The sequence below is a fragment of the Nocardia vulneris genome (genome assembly GCF_001613425.1).
GTDB lineage: Bacteria > Actinomycetota > Actinomycetes > Mycobacteriales > Mycobacteriaceae > Nocardia > Nocardia vulneris.
The window spans coordinates 1-20,517 of sequence record NZ_BDCI01000039.1 but is presented as its reverse complement, the minus strand read 5'-3'; the positions used below and the strand labels follow the sequence as shown (position 1 = coordinate 20,517).

Below are 20,517 nucleotides of genomic sequence, written 5' to 3'. Positions count from 1 at the left end.
GCCGGACACCTCGACGATACGTATAACAAAGTCCGACACAATAGTGAACCTGGTCGAGTATATCGGCGGCGCGTAGTGCTCTGAAACAGTCTGGAGATCGCGGCAAGCAGGCATGAGATTATTTGTGAAGCAACCTAATTCAGGCCGCTGTACAGCCCGCTATCGGCCGCTGAGCTGCTGCTTTTCTGCGGTCATAGGTATGGATCACAGCAGTTCGCGGCAAGAATTGTGCGCTGTCGGAACTCCGGTGTGTTCCATAGTCGGGACACGCTGCCGCTGGTACGTTCCAGGCGGCTCCGTCGAGTCGAACAATTCACACGCACAGGAGGAGGCGGCGTTTGTTCGCCGATTTCGGACAGTGGGCGGATTTCGTCGTCCGGCGGCGCTTCGCGGTGCTCGGCGTCGTCGTTGTCGCCATGCTCGCGCTGGGTGCGTACGGTCTCGGGCTCGGCGGCGAACTGAGCGCGCGCGGCTGGGACGATCCGACCTCGGAATCCGCACAGGCGGCCCGGCTGCGGGACGAGGTATTCGGCCGTGACCACAGCGGTGACCTGCTGCTGTTGTTCCATGCGCCCGCCGGCAAGACGATCGACGATCCCGTGTTGGCCGCTGCGATCGTCGCGGGACTGAACGAGCTGCCGCGGCGCTTTCCGGACGAGATCGCGAAGATCAACGGGACGTACTGGCCGACCGAAACCGGCCTGACACTGCCGGACCTGTTCGGTTCCGCGGACCGCACGCACGCGTTCGCATCCCTCGCGGTGCGCGGCGGCGACAACACCACACTGCTGCGCAACTACGGCAAAGTGGCCGGCCGACTGGACATTCCGGGTGTCGACATGGAGGTCGCGGGCGGGCAGGCAGTCGCGGGCGCGCTCAATGACACCATGGTGCGCGACCAGCGGCGGCTGGAGTTGATCGCGATCCCGATCGTCGCGGTGCTGCTGTTCTTTCTCTTCGGTGGGGTCGTCGCGGCGGCATTGCCGCTCGTGGTCGGCGGCTTGACCGTGCTCGCGGCCTGGGGCGTGATCCGCGGCATCACCGCCGTGGTCGAGGTGAATTCCTTTGTTTCGCCGGTGGTTTCGATGATCGGGCTGGGTCTGGCCGTCGACTACGGGTTGTTCATCGTGAGCCGGTTCCGGGACGAACTCGCCGCGGGGCACGACAGCGCGGCGGCGGTCCGGCGGACGGTGCCGACCGCCGGTCGGACGGTGGTGTTCTCGGCGACCGTCGTGGTGGCCGCGGCGGCGGGGATCCTGTTGTTCCCCCAGGGTTTTCTGCGCTCGTTCGCCTACGGCGCGATGGTCACCGTCACGCTGGCGGCGCTTGCCGCGCTCACGGTGCTGCCCGCATTGCTCGCGGTGCTCGGCCCGCGTGTGGATGCGCTGGGGTTCGCCTGGTTTCGCCGAGCCAGGGCCGGAGACGATGTGCGGCAGAATATTTGGGGGAGAATTGCCGGGGCGGTCATGAAAAGGCCGTTCCTCGTCGCGGTGTCGGTGTGTGCCGGGCTGCTGCTGCTCGTCGCCCCCGTGCAACACGTGACGTTCGGTGGGATCACCGAGAAGTTCCTGCCGCCGACGGACCCGACTCGGCTGGCGCAGCAGCACTTCGACGAGATCTTTCCGCTGCGGCGGATCGATCCGATCCAGCTGGTCATGATCACCTACCGCACCGCCGATATCGAGACGGTACTCGTGCGGGCGAATCAGGCGCCGGGTCTGGCCGCGCCGTTCCCCGCGCCGCTACCGGGCCCGGCCGACCCGTTCGTCTATACCACCGACACCGTCCTGGCGGGCTCGGACCGGGCCGACGCGGCGATCGACTATCTGCGTTCGATGGAATTGCCGAGCGGGACAACGTTACTGGTGGGTGGTCAGCCGGCCGCGCAGCGCGACAGTATCGACGCGCTGCTGCACCGGCTACCGCTCATGCTCGCACTGGTGTTCCTCGCGACGACCGCGCTGCTGTACCTGACCTTCCGCTCGCTGGTGCTGCCGCTCAAGGCCGCGGCCCTGAACCTGCTCGGCCTCGGCGCCACCATCGGCGTGCTCACCTGGGTCTTCGTCGAGGGGCACGGGTCCGGTGTGCTGGGCTTCACCGCACAGCCGATCATGCCGCTCGTCCTGATGCTGATCGTCGCCGTGATCTACGGTCTGTCCACCGATTACGAGGTCTTCCTGCTGGCTCGCATCGTGGAGGCCCGGCGCGCGGGGGAGTCCACCGCCGACGCGATCCGCACCGGCGTCGCGCACACCGGCCGCATCATCACCGCGGCCGCCGCGATCCTCATCGTGGTCACCGGTGTCTTTGCCCTCTCCGACCTCGTGATGATGCAATACATTGCCCTGGGTCTGGTCACGGCGCTGCTCATCGACGCCACCATCCTGCGTTTGCTGCTGGTCCCCGCCACCATGAAATTGCTGGGCGATTTCTGCTGGTGGTCGCCCGCTCGGGTGTCGAAAGCCTTGCCTCCCATTCCGATCCCTGAAGGGAAGATCCGCACCGCCGCAGACGACCGCAGCTGAGTTGTGCAAACCCCCGACACCTTGCCGCAGTTGTTGCAACCCGTTGGTTGCGATATAGTATCGCAACCCGTTGGTTGCTAAATCTGGAGGCTTTGGTGCCCCTACCTGATCGCATCGAGCGTGTTCTCGATCTGCAGCATCCGCCCGAGAAGGTGTGGCACGCCCTGACCACGCCGGAAGGGCTCGGTGGTTGGTTCGGATCCCGAGCCGAAATCGAGGAGCTACGTCCCGGTGGCACAGCGCGGGTGTGGTGGGCGGCCGAGGGACCGCACACCCTGTGGATCCAGCATGTCGAGCCGCCCCGTCGATTCTCGTTCACCTGGGCGATCGAAGGATTGCCGAGCGGCGATCCGCGCCGGACACACGTGGAATTCTTGCTGAGCCCGACGTCGACCGGCACCCGGCTCACGGTGACCGAGAGCGGCTTCGCCCAGCTGCCCGACGAACAGGCCGGTGCGTACGACGGCAATGTCAAGGGGTGGGCAATGGAGTTGACCGAACTGACCGAGTATCTCGATGCCGCGGCCTGACGATCTCGAGACCGAACTGGTCGCCCAGGCGGTATTCACCGCCTTGGCGGACCCGACACGTCGCGCGCTGCTCGCCGAACTCGCTGCGCGCGGCCCGGCGACCGCGACCGATCTGGCTGCCCGCCTGCCCATTTCGCGCCAGGCGATCACCAAACATCTCGGCCTGCTCGCCGAGGCCGAACTCGTCCGCGCCGAACCCGGTGAGCGACGCCGGGTCCGGTATCGGTTGCAAACCCGGCCGATGGCAGTGGCTCAGTCGTTTCTCGCCGCCCTCGCACACACCTGGGACAGCCGCCTGAGCGCACTGCACGATCACCTCGATCGGACATAGGAGAACAACGCCATGACACCCCTCTTCCGCGGTGGACACAACATCGCCATGAAACTTCCCAAGGCCCAATTCGACCGGACCGTCGCCTTCTACCGTGACGTGCTGGGTATGGAAGTCACCGACGACAGCGGCGAGCCCGTCGCCGCGGGTGTGATCCAAAGTGCTGCAGTACAGTTCGGCCCTGTAACCCTATGGCTCGACCGTGTGGACAACTACGCCCATGCGGACCTGTGGTTGGAACTGTTCACCGACGACGTCGACCGCGCGACCGAATACCTTGCCGCCCGAGGCGTAGCCGTGCAGGACGAGCTGGAACCGCTGCCCGCGGGAATGGCTGCCCACTGGATCAGCAACCCGGTCGGTGTCCCGCACATCGTGCGTCTGCCGGATAACGAGTGAACGCTCGCTAGAGCCCGAGGGCAGCACCGTATTTCACCATCGGATCACCTTCGCGCAACCGTCGCTTCGAGCAATTCGAAGGCCAGATCCCAACGCACACCGTCTGGATTGGTCAATCCCTTGTCCGCATACCAGGATTCGTCGGCCTCCGGGTGCGGGCCGCTCACCCCGACCCGGCCCTTGCCGTACGGGGCGACGACCACCGCGGCCGATCCGTTGGGGTAGGTCGCCAGGACGGTCGCGTCCGCACCCCGATCCAAATGGAACGCGGGCCCGTCCTGGAAGTACATGTGCCGTGGCGTGCCCCGCCAGTCGACCGGTATGACGGTGTCGCGGGCGTCGGGGACTGTGGTGTCGGGTGCGTCGATGTAGCCGTCGGTGTCGCCGGGCAGCAGGTCGAATCCCGGATCGCGCCCGGCCAGGTAGCCGCCGAAACACACACCGAGATAGCTGCCGCCGTCACGGACCCAGTCGCGAATCGTCTCGGCCGAACCACTCAGGTCACGCCAGGTCGCTTCCAGGTCGGAGCCCCCGCCGGGCTGGACATACAGCTGCGCACCGGCCAGAACCGCCGCGGTAAGCGGCTTCCCGGTCCCGGGCCCCACATACTCGACCCAAAACGGTCGCGGTGCCCGCCGCAGCACCGCCCCGATCGCCGCCGCACAATCAGCACAGCCTTGCGGCCCGTCATAAACCAGCGCCAGCGGCAGTTGAACGTTCGGCTCACCTGCGTCGGACCGAGCACAGGCGACCGGCAACAAGGCCACAGCCAGGAAAACGCCGAGAAAGACCCGACGCAGACCCCTCGACCGCACTCCGCGCGCACCCACCCATGAGATCACTCGGCGATCGATCGGCATACCGACAGCATCACCGCCGAGCGGACCTTCCGCCACCCGCCAAGCGGCCGAGCCGTGTCCGCCGATAGGCCGAAAGCTGAACGGCCCGGTCGGTCGGCGCGATCTGACATTTGTCATGGCGGGCACGTGGGGGATTGCACGGGATTCGGTGACTGGGCTTACTACTGGGGGTGGGCTGGGTTCGCGATCGTTGAAGGCATGAACAGTGCAACGTTTGGGGCGCGGCCGGGGCGGCAGCGCAATGACGAGGTCATCGCCGCTCGGGGACTGCGCCGCACCTATGGTCACGGGAAGACGGCGTTCGAGGCGGTCAAGGGGGTGGATCTGCGGGTGGCCGAAGGGGAGGTCTTCGCCCTGCTGGGCACCAACGGCGCCGGTAAGACGTCGACGCTCGACATGCTGGAGGGGCTGGCCGCGCCGTCCGACGGTGTCGTAGAGGTTTTCGGCCTCGATCCGCGCCGGGACCGGGCCCAGGTGCGCGCCCAGGTCGGCATCATGTTGCAGTCGGGTGGGTTGCCCGCCGAGCTGACCGTTCGCGAAACGCTGGAGATGTGGCGCGGGACGTGCACCGACCCGACGACCAGCGCCACGGTGCTCGAGCTGGTCGACCTCGCGGACCGCGCTGATGTCCGGGTGGGGTCGCTGTCGGGCGGCGAGCAGCGCCGCGTCGATCTGGCGTGCGCGCTGCTGGGACAGCCGCGACTGCTGTTCCTGGACGAGCCGACCACCGGCCTCGATCCCGAAAGTCGCCGGGGCACTTGGAAATTGCTCGCCGATCTGAAAGCGTCCGGCGTGACCATGGTGCTCACCACGCACTACCTGGACGAGGCGGAGGCGCTGGCCGACCGGATCGCGATCATGCACAAGGGTGCGGTCGCGCGGGCGGGCACGCTGCGGGAGATCGTCGACGGTCATCCGGCGCGGATCGTCTTCGATCACCCCGGTCTGCCGTTGCCGCCGTTGCCCGGCGCACAGCTCGACGCGCAGGCACGCGTCACCGTCACCACGCACGATCTGCAGGGCCATCTGTTCGAACTGCTCGGCTGGGCGCGGGCGCACGGCTTGCAGCTGGGCGGCCTGGAAGCCCGCGCCGCCTCCCTCGAATCGGTGTTCCTCGATATCGCCGACGAACCGGTCGCCGCCGCGACCCCCGAACTGATCGGAGCAGCCCGATGACCACCCTGACGTCCACCGGCACCACCTTTCGCCGCCGTCCGCTGACCGCGCTCGCGAAAGCGGAGTATCTGCAATTCCGGCGGAACAAGACGCTGATGTACATGGCGACGCTGTTCCCGGTCGGCATACCGCTGGCCTTGTATTTCATCGCGATCAAGGACACCGCGCCGACCACGTCCACCGCAGCGGTGACGTTCGAACTGCTCGCGCTGTCGGCCCTGCTGTTCGTGCAGTACTACTCGGTGCTGTCGATGGTGACGACCCGGCGCAGCGAAGGCGTGCTGAAACGGTTGCGCACCGGTGAGTCCGCGGACTGGCAGATCATGCTCGCCCCGGCCGTGCCCGGTGCGCTCGCGACGCTGGCCTGCACGGTGGTCGTCGCCGCGGTGGTGTACGGCACCGGCGCGCCCGCTCCGGTCAACCCGGCGGCGATCGTGCTGGCGCTGCTCGCCGGGATCGTGCTGTTCTCCCTGCTCGCGCTGGCGACCAGCGCGGTGACCAAGAATGCCGAAGCCGCGCAGATCACCTCGCTGCCGGTGATGACGATCGCGATGCTCGGCCTCGCGTCCATCCGGAAGGTGCTGCCGGACCGGCTGGCCGACCTGGCCGACTGGACGCCGTTCGCGGCCGTCTCGGATCTGGTCTCGCTCGGCGCGTCGGGTCGGTTGGCCACCGCGGCCACCGCCGATCCGGCGCTCGATTTCGCGGGCACCTGCGCCGAACTCGGCCGCCCGTTTGCCACACTGGCGATATGGACCGTCCTGGCGCTCGCGCTGACCCGCAAGAGCTTCCGCTGGGACGACCGCGGTTGAACCGGATGAGCGCCTGGTGGCACGAGCTGTCCGGACCGGCCAAGTTCCGGCTCTACACCAGGCTCACCCTGCAGTCGAGTGTGGCCGCGGTGGTGATCGTGATGGCGTTCACCGTGCGCGCGCCGTGGGCGGTGGCCGGGGTGCTGGCCGCCGGCCTCATCGCGATCCTCGCGCTGGAGGTGCAGCCGGAGTTCGCCGGGTCGACCGGATGGATCTCCCGGCGATGGGTGTTGCCGGTCGCGGTCGCGGTGCAGATCGGGATTCTGCTGACGTTCGCGGTGATCGCCCGGCTGGCGACCGAGGACGAGGTCACCGATCGCGCGGCGGTGACCGGTCTCTACACGGCCATCCTCGCCACCTACTCGCTCGTGTCCTTCCTTCGGCACCGATGGTGGGCGACCCTGGGGATCGCAGTGGTGACCGGACTGCTCTACGGATCGTCGCCGCTGGCGGTGCTCGGCTTCGCGGGCGGGACCTACCTCGCTGGAATCGCCCTTGTCGGAACGACATTGCTCACGCTGTGGGGCCTGCGGGTCGTCGAAGAACTGGATCGGGCCAAGGGAGTCGAAGCCGAATTGCAGGTCGCCGAAGAGCGTTTGCGTTTCGCGCGGGACCTGCACGATGTGGTGGGCCGCAGCTTCTCCGCGATCGCGGTGAAAAGCGAACTCGCCGCGGTGCTTTCCCGGTCCGGCAAGGCCGAGCCGGCGGCCGCCGAGATGGACGAGGTCAGGACACTGGCCGTCGAATCCATGGACCAGATGCGCACACTGGTCCGCGGCTACCGCGGCATCGATCTGATGAACGAGGTGGCGGGGGCGCGGTCGCTGCTGTCGGCGGTGGGCTGCCGACTGGACGTCGAAGGCGATCCGGCGAACGTGCCGGCGCGCTGCCACGAGGTCGCCGCCTGGGTGGTGCGGGAGGGCACCACGAATATCGTGGAGCACTCTGCGGCGACCACGGCGGTGCTCGCGCTCGGGGCGGCCGGGATGTCCCTGCGCAACGACCGTCCGCACGGTGCGCCGGGTGCGCGTTCGGGGCTGCGCGGGGTCGCAGAGCGGCTCGCGGCCATCGGCGCAACCCTCGACGTGCTCGCCTCCGACGAGCAGTTCCTCCTCGAGATACGTTGGGAGAAAGAGTGATTCCGGTATTCCTCGCCGATGACGAGACGCTGGTCCGGGCCGCGCTGGCGACCATGCTCGACCTGGAAGCCGATCTCGAGGTGGTCGACCATGTCGGCTCCGGCGAGGAACTCGTCGCCGCGTGGCGGCGCCGCAGCGAGGCGGGCGCGCCGGTCGCCGTCGCCGTGATCGATCTGCAGATGCCCGGCATCGACGGCATCGAGACCGCCGTCGAACTGCAACGTCTCACGCCCGGCGCGGCCACCTTGATCGTCACCAGCCACGGCAGGCCGGGCTATCTGAAACGCGCCCTGGCCGCGGGCGTGCGGGGCTTCCTGCCCAAAACGACCTCGGCCGCGACCTTGGCGGCGGTGATCCGCACCGTGCACGGCGGTGGCCGCTACGTCGATCCGGAACTGGCTGCCGAAGCCATCAGCGCGGGCGACACCCTGCTCACCGCGCGCGAAGCCGATGTGCTCGAATACGCCATCGACGGTGCGTCGGTCGAGGACATCGCGCGCCGCGCGCACCTCTCACCGGGCACCACCCGCAACTATCTGTCCTCGGCGATGGCGAAACTCGGGGTCGCCAACCGCTACGAGGCGGCGCTCAAAGCCCGCGAAAAGGGCTGGATCTAGGGGCCGGGCGCGGAAGACCCGCCCAGCAGTACTACTGGGCGGGTCGCTTCCCCGTGCACCGTGTGGACGCCGCCACGCCTCACGGCACGACCCAGCATAGGGCGGATCGGCGCCGGCGCCGTGGTCTTGCGGCCCGTGTCGCCGATCGGCTGCTCGAAGCACGCGGAGAACCAGGAGAAATCATGCGAAAAACCCTTTTGCCGGTCCTCGTCGCCCTCGTGGCGGCCTCGATGGCGCCCGCGGTCGCTACCGCTACGCCCGGCTTGGCGTGGGGTGCCTGTCCGGCCGACGTCACCGCACCCGGCCTGCAATGCTCGGTGCTCGAGGTGCCGCTCGACTACCGGAACCCGGACGGACCGCAGATCGAGGTCGCCATCTCCCGGTTGCGCAGTGCGGACCCGGCGCAGCGCCGAGGCGTGCTGCTGACCAACACCGGCGGCCCCGGCGGGGCGGGGCTGAGTTTCCCCGCGGACCTGAAGAAGCTCGGGCTGCCGCAGCGCGTCCTCGACCGCTACGACGTGATCGGCTTCGATCCGCGCGGAGTCGGCCACAGCGCACCGGTCACGTGTGCGCTGTCCCCGGCCCAGCAGACGAGCAATATCCCGCCCTACGCGCGTGATCCGATCGATGTGGCGCAGCGGGCAGGAGCGGTGAAAGATATTGCCCAGCAATGTGGTACGTCCGCATCGGCGGCAACGCTGCCGTTCGTCAGCACCGCGAACACCGCGCGCGACATGGACCGGATCCGGGCGGCGCTGGGGGAGGAGCAGGTGTCGTATCACGGCATCTCGTACGGCACCTATCTCGGTGCGGTGTACGCCTCGTTGTTTCCGGAGCGCACCGACCGCGTCGTGCTCGACAGTGCCGTCGGGCCGGGCGGTTTCGACAGCCTGCACTCGCGCAGGTTGGGCGAGGGGTTCCAGGATCGGTTCCCGGATTTCGCGGCATTCGCGGCGCAGCATCCCGAATACGGTCTCGGGGACACGCCGGAGCAGGTCACCGCGAAGTACTTCGAGCTGGCCGGCCGGCTGGACGCGATACCGAATCCCGCGGGCGGCGGCTATGGTTCGCAGTTCCGGCAGGTCACCTTCGCGCTGCTCTACTACGACAAGACCCTGCCCGCGCTGGCCGAGCTGTGGCGGGCCGCGAGTACCGGCGCGCTGGAACAGACGCCGCCGGTCGCCGCCGAGCAGCCCGACCTGGACAACTACCTGTCCAGCCAGTTGCACGTGCTGTGTAACGACACCGCTTGGCCGCGTTCGGATCTCAGCTATCAGGCCGACGTCGCGATCGACCGGGTCCGCTACCCGATGTTCGGCGCGGCGGCGGCCAATGTCTGGCCGTGCGCGTACTGGCCGGCCGACCCGGTGGAACCGCCGGTGCGGATCGGCGACCGCGGCCCGTCGAATGTGCTGATCGCGCAGAATCTCCGGGATCCGGCGACGCCGCTGTCCGGTGCGCGGGAACTCGACAGGGCCTTCGGCGACCGCGCTCGGCTGGTGACCGCGGACCAGGGTGGCCACCTCGCCTACCTGTTCAAGGACAACACTTGTTTGAACGACGTTGTCACCGCGTTCCTGACCACCGGGCAACGGCCGGAGCGCGATGTGGCCTGCCCGGCGGAGCCGACCGGCGAACGCTAGCCGAGCGCCGGGCGTAGTTGTCGTGACCCCGCACTACGATCGAGCCGAGGAGGTGCCGCATGGCAGAAACATTCGAGGCGATCGAAGCCGACTTCGTTCGGTTCACGCAGGAGATCGTCTGGTGCACAGTCACTTCGGTGGACGGTAAGGGCCGCCCGCGGTCGCGGATCCTGCATCCGCTGTGGGAGGTGCGCGACGGTCGTCCGATCGGCTGGGTCGCGACGGGCAAGACCCCGGTGAAGGCGCGGCACCTGGCCGCCAATCCGGTTGTGGCATTTTCGTATTGGAGCCCGGCCCAGCACGTCGTGCAGGGTGAGGCCGTGGCCACCTGGGTGGACGATGTCGCGGAGAAGCGGCGGGTGTGGGATCTGTTCCAGACGACACCGCCGCCGGTCGGTTACGACCTGAGCATGTTCGCCCCCACCGGGCCGGAGAGCTCGCAGTTCACGCTGCTGCGTTTGGATCCCGATCGGATCCAGGTGCTCGACGGCGCGGGTTTCCCGACGAACTTCACGCCGCGCATCGCCCGGCTCGGCACGCCGTAGCACGCGTTCGGTACGTGGGACGCCTTGTGGCACAGTCGATTACCCGACCTTCGGGCGTCCCTCGGGGAAGTTCTGGGCCAGTGCGGCGACCACGCGTTCGCGATCGGCGTCCGCGGCAAGCAGATCGGGGTTGAGGTAGGGATTCATCACTGCTCCGGAGATTGATCGGCGGCCAGGAATTTGTCCACCGCCTCGACGCCGTCGTCGGCGGGCTCGAGGAGGCGCTCGTTGAGCACGGGGATCGGACGGTCCAGCCAGGCGGGGAGTTCGCCTTCGGCGGGGAGCAATTCGTGCCGGGTGGCGAACTCCTCGGCGAGATGGCGCACCGACTCGCGCAACGCGCTGACCACGACGCCCTCGGCCAGGCCGGTCAATTCCTCCAGCAGGGCGCGGACCCGGTCGAGCTGGTCGGTTTCAGTGCTGTCGGCCTGGATGCGCGGCCACAGGGTGCGTTCGAAGATATCGCCGAAGTCGGCCGCGATCTGATCGGTGTGCGCCCGCAGCCGGATCACCTGGTCGAGCACCTCGGCGGGTGGGATATCGAGGTCGGCGACCCGCATCCCGCTGGTCAGTGCCCAGCGCCGGGCCTGCGGGCGCCCGCGCCGCCAGCGGACCAGTCCGAGCTGAGTTGCCTTGCGCAGCAGGGTGGGTCGCAGCTCCTTGGCCTTGATCATCACCCGGATCTCGCGCAGGCCGAGCGGTACCCAGTCCTCGGGGCCGCCGGGCAGGGCGAGCAGATCCGCCACCGTCGCGCCCTGTTCGCGGGCCGTGAGCAGTTCGGTGATGGAGGTGAGCGAGAAGCCGCGATCCTGCAGGCGCTGCACCAATTCGAGCCGTTGCAGGTGCGAGCTGTCATAGCGCGCGGTGCGTCCGGCGCGGCGCGGCGCGTGCAGCAGTCCTTTCGACTGGTACATCCGCACAGTGCTGGTGGGCACGCCGGCGCGCGCGGCCAGGTCTTCCACGGTGAGGTCTATGCTCTTCGTTCGCACGGTTCCAGCGTTGCAGTGTCCAGTCGGCTAGTCAACACTCTTCTAGTAAATACTCACAGTGTTGTTGTTTCTGCACCTCAATGCCTATGGATTCGCAAAGTTTTCGAAGATTCGAAAAGGTTGGCTCGCGGGATCGAGGTGTGGGTGCCGCGATCCGGCGACGCGGTGGGTCGGGGACTTTGGTCCTGCGGATGAATTGCCGATGGCCCTATCGGTGGCCGCCGCCGCACCTCGATTCTTGTTTGCCAGAAGATGCGGACGTGAAAACGGCTGTGGTTGAAGGTAATACCTACCGGGGTGACCTCGGTCACATTGTTAGCTGAGTGATTGCGGAGATCATGGATGGTCTGCTGTTCTGGGAAAAGTTACGTGCACGGTTGGATCGCTCTCTTGTGGGGTGGGTGAACTGGTGAAGACGATTTCGGGACAGGAAGCAGCCCCGCCGGGGACCGACGACGACCCGGCCGACGCGTTGGCCGCGCGGCTCGACGCGCTGTTCCACACGGTGCGCGATCCGATCGGCAAGCCCTACACCTATGCGCGCGTGGCCGCCGCTTTGCAGGCGGCCGGTTGCCCGGTCTCGAACTCCTATCTGTCGCAACTGCGTTCGGGGGTCCGGAGCAATCCGTCCGAGCAATTGCTGGCCGCACTGTCGGCATTCTTCGGCGTGCCGCTCGACTATTTCTACGGCGGCGTCGAGCCGGTGGCGGCGTCCGGCGATCGCCCGCTGCTCACCGGGCTGTGTAACGAGAGCCTGCGCAAACTGCTCGACCTGGCCGCCGACCTGTCCGACGAATCGCAGGAACTGCTCACCGCGCTGGCCGAACGACTGCGCATCAGCGAAGAGCACGCGCCTGCCACAGCCGAGCTGGATTGACCGCGCCCAGGTGTGATTTCGGGACGCGTGCCGGTTTCCGCCCCCGGTGACGTTGCGGGCCGCATTTCCGCTGTACCCGCTCTTTTTCGACGTATCATAATGATCCGCCGACGGCTCGGCGCAGACGAATCATCGCGTAATTCGACTGGGGATGTTGGCTATGTGGTGGAATCCGGTCGACGAGGAATCGGAAACCCTACGCCGCAATGTCGAGGTGCTGACCGCTCGTTACCGCGACCATCTGGCTGCCGTCGCGAACGGCCGAACCCCGCAACTGGTCTGGGGAGTGGGTAGTGCGCCGGATCCGAGTGGCCGATGGAACAACGAACTCGTGCTCGTCGAATGCGCCGCACTCGGTGCCGACAGCGGAATCACGGTCGGTCGCTATACCGCATTCGACTTGCTGCAGCGAGCGGACCCGCGTGCGCGGCGGCAATTCGCGGACGCGCCCGCCCTGCGACTGCTGATCGAGTGGCGGATCGGTCCGACGACGCTCATCGACGTCACCACCCGTCCGCTGCCCGCGGCCGCGCAGGTACAGCTGCGCGACCTGGTCCGCGAGAACGCGGTACCCAACCGCACCGCGACCGTCGGGGTGTCGTGCACCCGCACCGCGACGCACACGCCCGCGATCGTCACCGCGGGTCACCTCGTCACCGGGGTCGGCGATCGGGTGCAGATCTACGCGTCCGGTCAGCGGACACCGAGTTGGATCGACGGCACCGTGACCCACTGGTCCGATCCCGCGGTCACCGGCGGCGCGGGCTACGACTATGCCGTGGTGGAACTGCTGGACCAGCACGACCAGATCCTCAGCGTGACCCACACCGGACCCGCCGGGGCGCCGCGGCCACCGTACGCGCCGATCGACGTGACCGCCTATGGCGCGACTTCGGGCAGTCGCGCCGGCCAGGTCAGCGGCGCGCTCACCCAGCTCGGCGACGCCGCCCGGCAGTGGTCGGACTGCTGGCAGATCGGCCCGTCCTACCTGCTCGGCCTCGGCGACTCTGGTGGGCTCGTGCTCGGCACCGGCGGCGCGTACAGCGGAAAGGTCCTGGGGCACTTCGTCGGTGGCTCCTACTGGCCGAATCAGCCTGGTCTGGTTCACCAATACGTGCAGGACATGTCCTCCTGTCTCAATTCCGGTCTCGGCCGCCACATCACGCTTTGACGCAGAGGATCCACCATGACCATCGCTTCCATTGCCCAGCTCGCCGTCGATCGGCACCCGGCGTCGCACCCGGATCCGCCGAAGGGGTCGGGAGCGGTGCCCGCGTCCACTGAAGGGGGCGGACCGGGCAGGCAGGCCGAGAACGGGACGGCTGTCCTGGCGCGAGCGGTGCCGACCGACATCATCGTCTTCTACACCGCGCTGGTCGGCCTGCTCGAAGGAATACAGAAGGACAGCAACGATTCCTACTATCCGCTGCGCTGGTTCATCTACGTGGCCGCGTTGCTCGCCACGCTCGTCGCGGTCACCGTCGCGAGTCGTCTCGCGCTCGACAAGGTGGGCGCTCCCGAACCGACGCTGCCTGTCGGCCCCCCGATCGGGCAACCGGTACCGGCCAGCCCGCCTGCCCCGCCGAATCACCCGACGCCGGACGTCCGGCGGCGGCAACTCTCCGCGTGGTGGCAGCGGTGGCGCCCGCCGCCTGCCGAAACGATCACCGCCACTTTTGCTTTCGCGGTGTGGGGTTTGATCACCCCCGGCTCACCGCTCTACGTGGCGCTGGATTCTCCGGTCTTGCCGATCGTTGTCGGAATTCTCACCGCGGGCGGCGCTCTCGTGATGACCGTGGTGATTTCGCCGATTCTGGGGCGGGCTGCCTGAGCCCGTAGTTCTATGGGCGTGACGTTATCTTGCGTCCCCTGAACACTTCTGGCAGGTTCGGATTTATCCGCGCGCGCCGGAACAAGCCGGTGACTGCGATTGGAGGACACCATGGACTCTCCGCTCGTCTCCGTGGGTCTGCCCCTGGTGTTGATCGTGATCATGTTCGGGCTGGGGCTTTCGCTCACCGTGGCCGACTTCACGCGAATCGCCAAGAACCCCAAGGTCGTCAGTATCGCGCTGGCCTGTCAGCTGCTGTTGCTGCCGTCGATCGCGTTCGGTCTGGTGCTGTTGTTCGATCCGTCACCGCATCTGGCGGTGGGCGTGATGTTGCTCGCGGCCTCGCCGGGCGGCACGGCGGCGAATCTGTTCAGTCATCTCTTCCACGGCGACGTCGCATTGAATGTGTCGCTCACCGCGGTGAATTCGGTGATCGCGGTGGTCACCGTCCCCTTGGTGACGAACTTCGCCCTCGGCTATTTCGATCCGGGGGAGTCGGGCACGGTGGGGTTGCAGTTCGGCAAGACCGTGCAGGTGTTCTCGATCGTGCTGATTCCGGTCATGCTCGGCATGCTGGTGCGCCGGTTCGCGCCGGGTTTCGCGGACCGGATGGACAAACCCGTCCGGATCGGTTCCGCGCTCACGCTGACGCTCGTGATCACCGCGACGATCGTCGACCAGCGCGGCGATGTCGTGGCGTATGTCCGCGCCATCGGCGTCGCCATGATCCTGTTCTGCCTGATCAGTTTGACCGTGGGCTATCTCGTCCCGCGTGTGCTCGGCGTGCAGGACCGCCAGGCCATCGCCTGCTCGATGGAGGTCGGCATCCACAACGGCGTCATCGCCATCACCATCGCCATCAGCGTGCTGGGCAGCACCGAGATGGCCATCCCCGCCGCTGTCTACGGTGTCGCCATCTTCCCCCTCGCCGCGGGCTTCGGCTGGCTGGTCACCCGCAAACGTCCGCAACCTTCCCGCGCCGCGGCGGTCGACCGCGCGGACCCCGCCGAAACCACCCGCTGACCCGCCCGCGCGCGGCCCTGTTTGCGTGCGCTTAACCGGGCTAACCCGAGGGTGACCGGCGTTCGAGGATGGGATGAGTCATGCGGGATACGGCGCGACGTGGTGGGGGTAGTCGGACGATGCCGTCCGATGTGCGGGGGAAGTTGACGATCTTCGATCGGTTCGCCACCGGGGCCGCGGCGCTCACCGCGAAGGCGGGGTTCTTCGTGTTCTGCGTGCTGCTGGTGCTGCTGTGGGCGCCGACGTTCCTGCTGCTGCCGAGCATCGACACCTGGCAGCTGGTGATCAACACCGCGACCACGATCATCACGTTCCTGTTGGTGGCGCTGCTCCAGAACACGCAGTCGCGCTCCGATGAGGCGGTGCAGCAGAAGCTCAACGCGATCGCCGACGCACTGGCCGACTTCATGGGCGAATTCAGCGACGATCACCCGGAACTCGAACGCCACCGCCGCGAACTCGCCGACGCGGTCGGGCTGGAAAACCGCGAATCGGCTTGACCGGCACGCCACATGAAGTGGTTGCCGATGCCGTGGATCTCGGCGCGTGCGACGATCTCGAAGCCGAAACTGCGATACAGCACCACATTTCGCGCTACGTCGGTCTCCAGGAACGCGGGCATCCGCTCGGCGTCCACCTTTGCCAGGAACGCGGCGAGCAGCCGTCGCCCGATGCCCTGCCCCTGCTGATCGGGGCGTACGCCGATCGGCCCGATATGCCAATGGGGTTGGCGCGGATCGTGTTCGGCCAGCACACGCGGGGCGGTGACGGCTCGCGCCCGATCCCCCCGGGTCACCGCGAGGGCGTTCGGATTGTCGGCGAAGGCCGCGCCGAGTACGTCACAGGCCGCGGCCAGGTCGGTGCGCCGCATCGGCCGGATTTCCGTCATGGCGTCCATCGTGCCGCCGGGCCGGGCGCGCGTCCCGGGTCCGGTCCGTCCACCGGACCGCGCCGGGTTCAGGTGCGGGCGACGAAACGGAACCGGTCGCCGCGATAGATCGAGCGGGTCCACTCGATGGGGCGGCCCGCGGGATCGCAGGCGCGGCGCTGGATCAGCAGGGTGGGGGAGCCGACCGCGACACCGAGCAGGGCCGCCTCCGCCGGTGTGGTGAGGGCGGTTTCGACGGTGTCCTCCACCCCGGCCACCTCGATCCCGTAGCAGTCGCGCAGGGTCGCGTAGAGCGAGCCTTTGTCGGCGAGGCGCCGGCGCAGATCCGGCAGCTTGTCGGCGAGGTGCGCGATCTCGATCGCCAGCGGCTCGCCGTCGACCGAGCGCAGGCGTTCGAGGCGATGGATCCGGGTGCCGGGCGCGATCGCGAGCCGAGCGGCGACCACCTCGTCCGCCGCTACCTTCGTCAGCGCCAGGATGCGCGAATCTCCTTGCAGTCCTTGCGCATCGAGGTCGTCGGTCAGCGACGTCAACTGCTGTAGATGCACCACCTTGGGCGGCGCGACGAACGTCCCGCTGCCCTGCACTCGCCGCAACAGTCCCTCGGCGGCGAGCTCGGCGAGGGCCTTGCGCAGCGTGGTCCGCGAGGTGGCGAGCTGTTCGGCGAGCACCCGTTCCGGCGGGAGCGCGGTGGACGATTCCAGCGTGCTGATGAGCTGGCGCAGCGCCAGTTTGGTGCCGTAGTAGCGCGGCTGCTGCGTGGTGTCCGGCACGGTGCCGGTGGTGTTGCCCATGCCGCCGAACCTACCGCGCCGCCCCCGGAGTTGACGCCGGAATTGGTGTATGCCAATCTCGTCACCGGCAAATTGGTGTACACCAATTACTTCCCTGATCAACGGTGAGAGGCGAAGAAACATGGGGTTCGTGGCCGAGCTGCGGGCGTCGTCCCGGTTGGGGGTGCTGGTCGGCGTGGCCGCCGCCAGCGTCGGGGTGATCTACGGTTACGACCTGTCCAACATCGCGGGCGCGTTGCTGTTCATCACCGACGAGTTCGGGTTGACCACGCGGCAGCAGGAACTGCTCACCACAGCCGTGGTGATCGGCGAGATCGCGGGCGCGATCGGCGGCGGTGTGCTCGCGAACCGGATCGGCCGCAAGAAGTCGATGGTGCTCGTCGCCGCGACCTACGGCGCGTTCGCGGTGCTGGCCGCATGCTCGACGGCCTTGCCGATGCTGATGGCGGCGCGGCTCGCGCTGGGCATCACGATCGGCATCTCGGTGGTCGTGGTGCCGGTGTTCGTCGCGGAGTCCGCGCCGACCCGGGTGCGCGGCGCGCTGCTGGTGGCGTACCAGGTCGCCACGGTGATCGGCATCATCATCGGGTACCTCGCGGCGTATCTGCTGGCGGGTACGCAGAGCTGGCGCTGGATGCTCGGTCTGGCGGCGGTGCCCGCCGTGCTCACCACCGTTTTGCTGCTGCGGCTGCCCGACACCGCGCGCTGGTATGTGATGAAAGGCCGGATCGAGCAGGCGCGTCAGGTGCTGCGCCGCGTCGAGCCGGACCTCGACACCGACGCCCAGCTCGCCGAGATCGAGCACGGGCTGCGCGAGGAATCCGGCGGCGCGCTGCGGGAGATGCTGCGCAAGCCGTATCTGCGGGCCACGGTCTTCGTGGTCGGGCTCGGCTTCTTCATCCAGATCACCGGCATCAACGCGATCGTCTACTACAGCCCCCGGCTGTTCGAGGCGATGGGATTCCGCGGTCACTTCGCCCTGCTCGTGCTGCCCGCTCTCGTGCAGGTGGCTGCCTTGGCGGCGGTACTGGTCGCGCTGGTGCTCGTCGACCGGCTGGGCCGCAGGCCGATTCTGCTGTCCGGGATCGGCATGATGATCGCGGCCAACGCGCTGCTCATCGCGGTGTTCGTGGCCGGCTCCGATTTCGGCGGGGTGCTGACCGTGCTCGGGTTCGTCGGCGTGCTGCTGTTCACCGTCGGTTTCACCTTCGGATTCGGGGCGCTGGTGTGGGTGTACGCGGGCGAGAGCTTCCCGGCGCGGCTGCGCTCGACCGGGTCGAGCGCGATGCTCACCTCGGATCTGGTCGCGAACGCCATCGTGGCGGGCGCGTTCCTGACCATGCTCGAATCCCTCGGCGGTGCCGGAACTTTCGCGGTGTTCGGCGCGCTCGCGATCGTCGGCTTCGGGTTCGTGTACCGGCTGGCGCCGGAGACCAAGGGCCGCCAGCTCGAAGAGATCCAGTACTACTGGGCCAACGGCGGCCGCTGGCCCGCGGACGGGCGTGCGGTCACGCGGGATCAGGACGTGCGCGCATGACCGCCGTATTGGGCCTGGACATCGGCGGCTCGAAAACGATGGCCGTGCGGGCCGAGGACGGGGTCGTGGTCGCCCAGGCGCGGGCGGGCAGCGCCAACGTGGCCTCGGTCGGCGCGGCTGCGGCCGGTCACCAGCTCGACCTGATCCTCGAACGCGTCGGCGGCGACGGGGTCCGGGCCGTATGCGCGGGCGCGGCGGGCGCCGACACCCCGGAGGGGCGTGCGCGCCTGCAGGATCTGCTCGCGCAACGCCTGCCCGATGCGATGATTCGAGTGGTGCACGACAGTGAGCTCGTCCTCGCGGCCGCGGGGCTCGACGAGGGCATCGCGCTCATCTCGGGCACCGGCTCGGTGGCGTGGGGCAGGCACGCGGGCCGGACCGCGCGCGCGGGCGGCTGGGGCTACCTGCTGGGTGATCAGGGCAGCGGCTACTGGGTGGCGCGCGAGGCGGTGTGCCGGGCCCTCGCCGCGGTGGACCGCGGCGAGCCCGCCGACCCGCTGGGCCAAGCGCTGGCCGCCGAATGCGGGCTGCGCTCGACCGAACAACTGCTCGACCATTTCTACGACCACACCGACCGCAGATACTGGGCTCGGCGCGCCCGCGTGGTCATCGAGATGGCGGCGAGCGGCGACCCGGTCGGCCGGGAGATCCTGGCCGCGGCCGTCGCCGATCTGACCGACCTGGCCGGCACCGTCGCCGACCGACTGTCCTACCCCGGGCCGGTGATCGTGGCCGGCGGGCTCGCGGTGCACCAGCCGCTGCTGCAGGGCGAGTTACGGCGCGCGCTCGCCGGGCGCGGACTCGGCGACGTACGCGTGCTCGACGTCGACCCGGTGCACGGCGCGGTGCGACTGGCGCGGCAGCTGCCGGCCGGCCGCGCGGCCCTGCCCGGATAAGCCTTTCTACTTCGAGGAGTGACATGACCGACCAGGACAATCCCGGCGCCCTGATGGCGAGCGAGATTGCCGAACAACCCGCGGCGTGGCAGCGGCTGCTCACCGAGGGCACCGACGCCATCCGGCGCGCGGCCGCCCGAATCGCGCAGTACCAGCCACGATTCGTGCTGTTCGTCGCGCGCGGCACGAGCGATCACGCCGCGCTGTACGGCAAGTACCTGGTGGAAATTCAGCACGCGCTGCCCGCGGGGCTGGTCTCGCCGTCCACCATGACGATCTACGACAGCGCCCCGGATCTGCGCGACGTGCTGTTCGTCGCGGTGAGCCAGTCCGGCGGTTCACCCGATCTGGTGCAGTCGGTGCAGGTGGCGCGGCGCCAGGGCGCGTTGACCGTGGCGCTCACCAACAACCCGGCCTCCGCGCTGGCCGCCGCCGCCGAGATCCACGTCGACGTGCTGGCCGGCCCGGAACGCGCGGTCGCGGCGACCAAGTCCTACACCGCGGAACTGCTCGCGCTGTATCTGCTGCTCGACTACGCGCGAGGCGGCGACGGCGCGGGCACCGCCGAGTTGCCCGGCCTGGGCCGCCGGGTGCTCGATTCCGGTGCGGCCCTGGCCGGGGTGGCCCAGCGCTACCGGTTCGCGCAGCGCCTCATCACCTCCGCGCGCGGGTACTCCTATCCGACCGCGCGCGAGGCGGCGCTGAAACTGATGGAGACGTCGTATCTTTCGGCGCAGGCCTTCTCCGGTGCGGATCTGTTGCACGGCCCGCTGGCCACCGTCGACCCGTCGGTGCCGGTGCTGGCGATCGTGCCGGACGGCGCGGGCGGACAGGCGATGCTGCCCGTGCTGTCCCGGCTCGCCGAGCTGCGCGCCGACGTGTTCGGCGTCGGCACGGCCGACGCGCTGGCCGGGCTGTCCGGCGGTGTCACCCTGCCCACCGGCATCCCCGAACCCCTGTCCCCGCTCGTGGAAATCCTGCCGCTGCAACAGCTCGCCCTGCACCTCGCGATCGCCCGCGGCGGCGACCCGGACCGTCCGCGTGGCCTGAAGAAGGTGACCGAAACCCTCTGAGCGTCCCGAAAACTCTGAGCGTCCCGAAAAC

The 20,517-nt window shown here is 68.4% G+C and carries 23 protein-coding genes; 18 read left to right on the top strand and 5 right to left on the bottom strand.

The window, feature by feature from the left end; translation table 11 throughout:
• The first annotated feature begins 338 nt into the window (after nucleotides 1-338).
• The 4 genes from NVU01S_RS33530 (at nucleotide 339) to NVU01S_RS33515 (ending at nucleotide 3,785) form a co-directional block, all read left to right on the top strand.
• Entirely contained in the window at nucleotides 339-2,525 is a 2,187-nt protein-coding gene (locus tag NVU01S_RS33530; protein ID WP_043678516.1) for an MMPL family transporter, read from the top strand.
• A 95-nt stretch (nucleotides 2,526-2,620) separates the two neighbouring features.
• Nucleotides 2,621-3,055 (top strand): SRPBCC domain-containing protein, encoded by a 435-nt coding sequence (locus NVU01S_RS33525; protein WP_043678562.1) that lies wholly within the window; start codon nucleotides 2,621-2,623, stop codon nucleotides 3,053-3,055.
• Complete coding sequence (locus tag NVU01S_RS33520) at nucleotides 3,042-3,386, top strand: ArsR/SmtB family transcription factor (protein WP_043678518.1); 345 nt, start codon at nucleotides 3,042-3,044, stop codon at nucleotides 3,384-3,386. The genes NVU01S_RS33525 and NVU01S_RS33520 overlap by 14 nt, the downstream gene beginning before the upstream one ends.
• A gap of 12 nt (nucleotides 3,387-3,398) precedes the next feature.
• Nucleotides 3,399-3,785 (top strand): VOC family protein, encoded by a 387-nt coding sequence (locus NVU01S_RS33515; protein WP_043678519.1) that lies wholly within the window; start codon nucleotides 3,399-3,401, stop codon nucleotides 3,783-3,785.
• Between the two features lie 44 nt (nucleotides 3,786-3,829).
• Here the strand turns inward: NVU01S_RS33515 and NVU01S_RS33510 are convergent, their stop codons facing one another.
• Nucleotides 3,830-4,390 carry a BPL-N domain-containing protein gene (locus NVU01S_RS33510; protein ID WP_244467452.1) on the bottom strand — a complete coding sequence of 187 codons (561 nt, stop codon included), beginning with the start codon at nucleotides 4,388-4,390 and terminating at the stop codon, nucleotides 3,830-3,832.
• Between the two features lie 453 nt (nucleotides 4,391-4,843).
• On the opposite strand from NVU01S_RS33510, the gene NVU01S_RS33505 reads away from it, so the two are divergent.
• From NVU01S_RS33505 to NVU01S_RS33480, 6 genes are all read left to right on the top strand, one after another.
• The gene (locus NVU01S_RS33505; RefSeq protein WP_052281157.1) at nucleotides 4,844-5,821 is read left to right on the top strand and encodes an ABC transporter ATP-binding protein; all 978 of its coding nucleotides are present in this window, start codon (nucleotides 4,844-4,846) and stop codon (nucleotides 5,819-5,821) included.
• A complete protein-coding gene (locus NVU01S_RS33500; RefSeq protein WP_043678520.1) occupies nucleotides 5,818-6,633 on the top strand; it encodes an ABC transporter permease in 816 nt (271 codons plus the stop codon). Before NVU01S_RS33505 ends, NVU01S_RS33500 begins: the two co-directional genes overlap by 4 nt.
• A 5-nt stretch (nucleotides 6,634-6,638) precedes the next feature.
• The gene (locus tag NVU01S_RS33495) at nucleotides 6,639-7,772 is read left to right on the top strand and encodes a sensor histidine kinase (protein ID WP_043678522.1); all 1,134 of its coding nucleotides are present in this window, start codon (nucleotides 6,639-6,641) and stop codon (nucleotides 7,770-7,772) included.
• Nucleotides 7,769-8,389 (top strand): response regulator transcription factor, encoded by a 621-nt coding sequence (locus NVU01S_RS33490; protein ID WP_043678524.1) that lies wholly within the window; start codon nucleotides 7,769-7,771, stop codon nucleotides 8,387-8,389. The genes NVU01S_RS33495 and NVU01S_RS33490 overlap by 4 nt, the downstream gene beginning before the upstream one ends.
• A gap of 182 nt (nucleotides 8,390-8,571) precedes the next feature.
• Nucleotides 8,572-10,032, top strand: a complete 1,461-nt coding sequence (locus NVU01S_RS33485; protein WP_043678526.1) for an alpha/beta hydrolase — start codon at nucleotides 8,572-8,574, stop codon at nucleotides 10,030-10,032.
• 59 nt (nucleotides 10,033-10,091) lie between these two features.
• Nucleotides 10,092-10,577 carry a pyridoxamine 5'-phosphate oxidase family protein gene (locus NVU01S_RS33480; RefSeq protein ID WP_043678529.1) on the top strand — a complete coding sequence of 162 codons (486 nt, stop codon included), beginning with the start codon at nucleotides 10,092-10,094 and terminating at the stop codon, nucleotides 10,575-10,577.
• Between the two features lie 39 nt (nucleotides 10,578-10,616).
• Here NVU01S_RS33480 and NVU01S_RS44670 read toward each other — a convergent pair whose 3' ends face one another.
• The gene (locus NVU01S_RS44670) at nucleotides 10,617-10,724 is read right to left on the bottom strand and encodes a DUF1707 domain-containing protein (RefSeq protein WP_218023641.1); all 108 of its coding nucleotides are present in this window, start codon (nucleotides 10,722-10,724) and stop codon (nucleotides 10,617-10,619) included.
• Nucleotides 10,724-11,566, bottom strand: a complete 843-nt coding sequence (locus NVU01S_RS33475) for a MerR family transcriptional regulator (protein WP_043678531.1) — start codon at nucleotides 11,564-11,566, stop codon at nucleotides 10,724-10,726. The genes NVU01S_RS44670 and NVU01S_RS33475 overlap by 1 nt, the downstream gene beginning before the upstream one ends.
• A 409-nt stretch (nucleotides 11,567-11,975) precedes the next feature.
• Between NVU01S_RS33475 and NVU01S_RS33470 the strand changes: the two genes are divergently transcribed.
• From NVU01S_RS33470 to NVU01S_RS33450, 5 genes are all read left to right on the top strand, one after another.
• Nucleotides 11,976-12,443, top strand: a complete 468-nt coding sequence (locus NVU01S_RS33470) for a helix-turn-helix domain-containing protein (RefSeq protein ID WP_373864231.1) — start codon at nucleotides 11,976-11,978, stop codon at nucleotides 12,441-12,443.
• A gap of 160 nt (nucleotides 12,444-12,603) precedes the next feature.
• A complete protein-coding gene (locus NVU01S_RS33465; protein ID WP_043678534.1) occupies nucleotides 12,604-13,614 on the top strand; it encodes a hypothetical protein in 1,011 nt (336 codons plus the stop codon).
• 15 nt (nucleotides 13,615-13,629) lie between these two features.
• The gene (locus tag NVU01S_RS33460; protein ID WP_043678535.1) at nucleotides 13,630-14,274 is read left to right on the top strand and encodes a hypothetical protein; all 645 of its coding nucleotides are present in this window, start codon (nucleotides 13,630-13,632) and stop codon (nucleotides 14,272-14,274) included.
• 111 nt (nucleotides 14,275-14,385) lie between these two features.
• Complete coding sequence (locus NVU01S_RS33455; RefSeq protein ID WP_043678570.1) at nucleotides 14,386-15,297, top strand: bile acid:sodium symporter family protein; 912 nt, start codon at nucleotides 14,386-14,388, stop codon at nucleotides 15,295-15,297.
• Between the two features lie 119 nt (nucleotides 15,298-15,416).
• On the top strand, nucleotides 15,417-15,797 hold the full coding sequence (locus NVU01S_RS33450; protein ID WP_043678538.1) for a low affinity iron permease family protein: 381 nt from the start codon (nucleotides 15,417-15,419) through the stop codon (nucleotides 15,795-15,797).
• Here the strand turns inward: NVU01S_RS33450 and NVU01S_RS33445 are convergent.
• Together NVU01S_RS33445 and NVU01S_RS33440 are read right to left on the bottom strand one after the other, a co-directional pair.
• Entirely contained in the window at nucleotides 15,725-16,186 is a 462-nt protein-coding gene (locus tag NVU01S_RS33445; protein WP_167829440.1) for a GNAT family N-acetyltransferase, read from the bottom strand. The genes NVU01S_RS33450 and NVU01S_RS33445 overlap by 73 nt on opposite strands.
• Before the next feature lie 68 nt (nucleotides 16,187-16,254).
• The gene (locus NVU01S_RS33440; protein WP_043678540.1) at nucleotides 16,255-16,980 is read right to left on the bottom strand and encodes a GntR family transcriptional regulator; all 726 of its coding nucleotides are present in this window, start codon (nucleotides 16,978-16,980) and stop codon (nucleotides 16,255-16,257) included.
• Nucleotides 16,981-17,101: 121 nt separating this feature from the next.
• Between NVU01S_RS33440 and NVU01S_RS33435 the strand changes: the two genes are divergently transcribed.
• Genes NVU01S_RS33435 through NVU01S_RS33425 form a run of 3 tightly spaced genes read left to right on the top strand, consistent with a single transcriptional unit; the run spans nucleotide 17,102 to nucleotide 20,486 of the window.
• Entirely contained in the window at nucleotides 17,102-18,517 is a 1,416-nt protein-coding gene (locus NVU01S_RS33435) for a sugar porter family MFS transporter (RefSeq protein ID WP_043678542.1), read from the top strand.
• Nucleotides 18,514-19,413, top strand: a complete 900-nt coding sequence (locus NVU01S_RS33430) for an N-acetylglucosamine kinase (RefSeq protein WP_043678544.1) — start codon at nucleotides 18,514-18,516, stop codon at nucleotides 19,411-19,413. The genes NVU01S_RS33435 and NVU01S_RS33430 overlap by 4 nt, the downstream gene beginning before the upstream one ends.
• Before the next feature lie 53 nt (nucleotides 19,414-19,466).
• On the top strand, nucleotides 19,467-20,486 hold the full coding sequence (locus tag NVU01S_RS33425) for an SIS domain-containing protein (RefSeq protein ID WP_209444868.1): 1,020 nt from the start codon (nucleotides 19,467-19,469) through the stop codon (nucleotides 20,484-20,486).
• Nucleotides 20,487-20,517: the final 31 nt, after the last annotated feature.

Bases quoted from the DNA above. Each gene is read 5' to 3' on its own strand.
- NVU01S_RS33435 (WP_043678542.1), top strand. From the start codon at position 17,102: ATGGGGTTCGTGGCCGAGCTGCGGGCGTCGTCCCGGTTGGGGGTGCTG.
- NVU01S_RS33500 (WP_043678520.1), top strand. From the start codon at position 5,818: ATGACCACCCTGACGTCCACCGGCACCACCTTTCGCCGCCGTCCGCTG.
- NVU01S_RS33485 (WP_043678526.1), top strand. From the start codon at position 8,572: ATGCGAAAAACCCTTTTGCCGGTCCTCGTCGCCCTCGTGGCGGCCTCG.
- NVU01S_RS33425 (WP_209444868.1), top strand. From the start codon at position 19,467: ATGGCGAGCGAGATTGCCGAACAACCCGCGGCGTGGCAGCGGCTGCTC.
- NVU01S_RS33505 (WP_052281157.1), top strand. From the start codon at position 4,844: ATGAACAGTGCAACGTTTGGGGCGCGGCCGGGGCGGCAGCGCAATGAC.
- NVU01S_RS33515 (WP_043678519.1), top strand. From the start codon at position 3,399: ATGACACCCCTCTTCCGCGGTGGACACAACATCGCCATGAAACTTCCC.
- NVU01S_RS33520 (WP_043678518.1), top strand. From the start codon at position 3,042: ATGCCGCGGCCTGACGATCTCGAGACCGAACTGGTCGCCCAGGCGGTA.
- NVU01S_RS44670 (WP_218023641.1), bottom strand. From the start codon at position 10,724: ATGAATCCCTACCTCAACCCCGATCTGCTTGCCGCGGACGCCGATCGC.
- NVU01S_RS33465 (WP_043678534.1), top strand. From the start codon at position 12,604: ATGTGGTGGAATCCGGTCGACGAGGAATCGGAAACCCTACGCCGCAAT.
- NVU01S_RS33440 (WP_043678540.1), bottom strand. From the start codon at position 16,980: ATGGGCAACACCACCGGCACCGTGCCGGACACCACGCAGCAGCCGCGC.
- NVU01S_RS33455 (WP_043678570.1), top strand. From the start codon at position 14,386: ATGGACTCTCCGCTCGTCTCCGTGGGTCTGCCCCTGGTGTTGATCGTG.
- NVU01S_RS33445 (WP_167829440.1), bottom strand. From the start codon at position 16,186: ATGACGGAAATCCGGCCGATGCGGCGCACCGACCTGGCCGCGGCCTGT.
- NVU01S_RS33460 (WP_043678535.1), top strand. From the start codon at position 13,630: ATGACCATCGCTTCCATTGCCCAGCTCGCCGTCGATCGGCACCCGGCG.
- NVU01S_RS33450 (WP_043678538.1), top strand. From the start codon at position 15,417: ATGCCGTCCGATGTGCGGGGGAAGTTGACGATCTTCGATCGGTTCGCC.
- NVU01S_RS33495 (WP_043678522.1), top strand. From the start codon at position 6,639: ATGAGCGCCTGGTGGCACGAGCTGTCCGGACCGGCCAAGTTCCGGCTC.
- NVU01S_RS33430 (WP_043678544.1), top strand. From the start codon at position 18,514: ATGACCGCCGTATTGGGCCTGGACATCGGCGGCTCGAAAACGATGGCC.
- NVU01S_RS33480 (WP_043678529.1), top strand. From the start codon at position 10,092: ATGGCAGAAACATTCGAGGCGATCGAAGCCGACTTCGTTCGGTTCACG.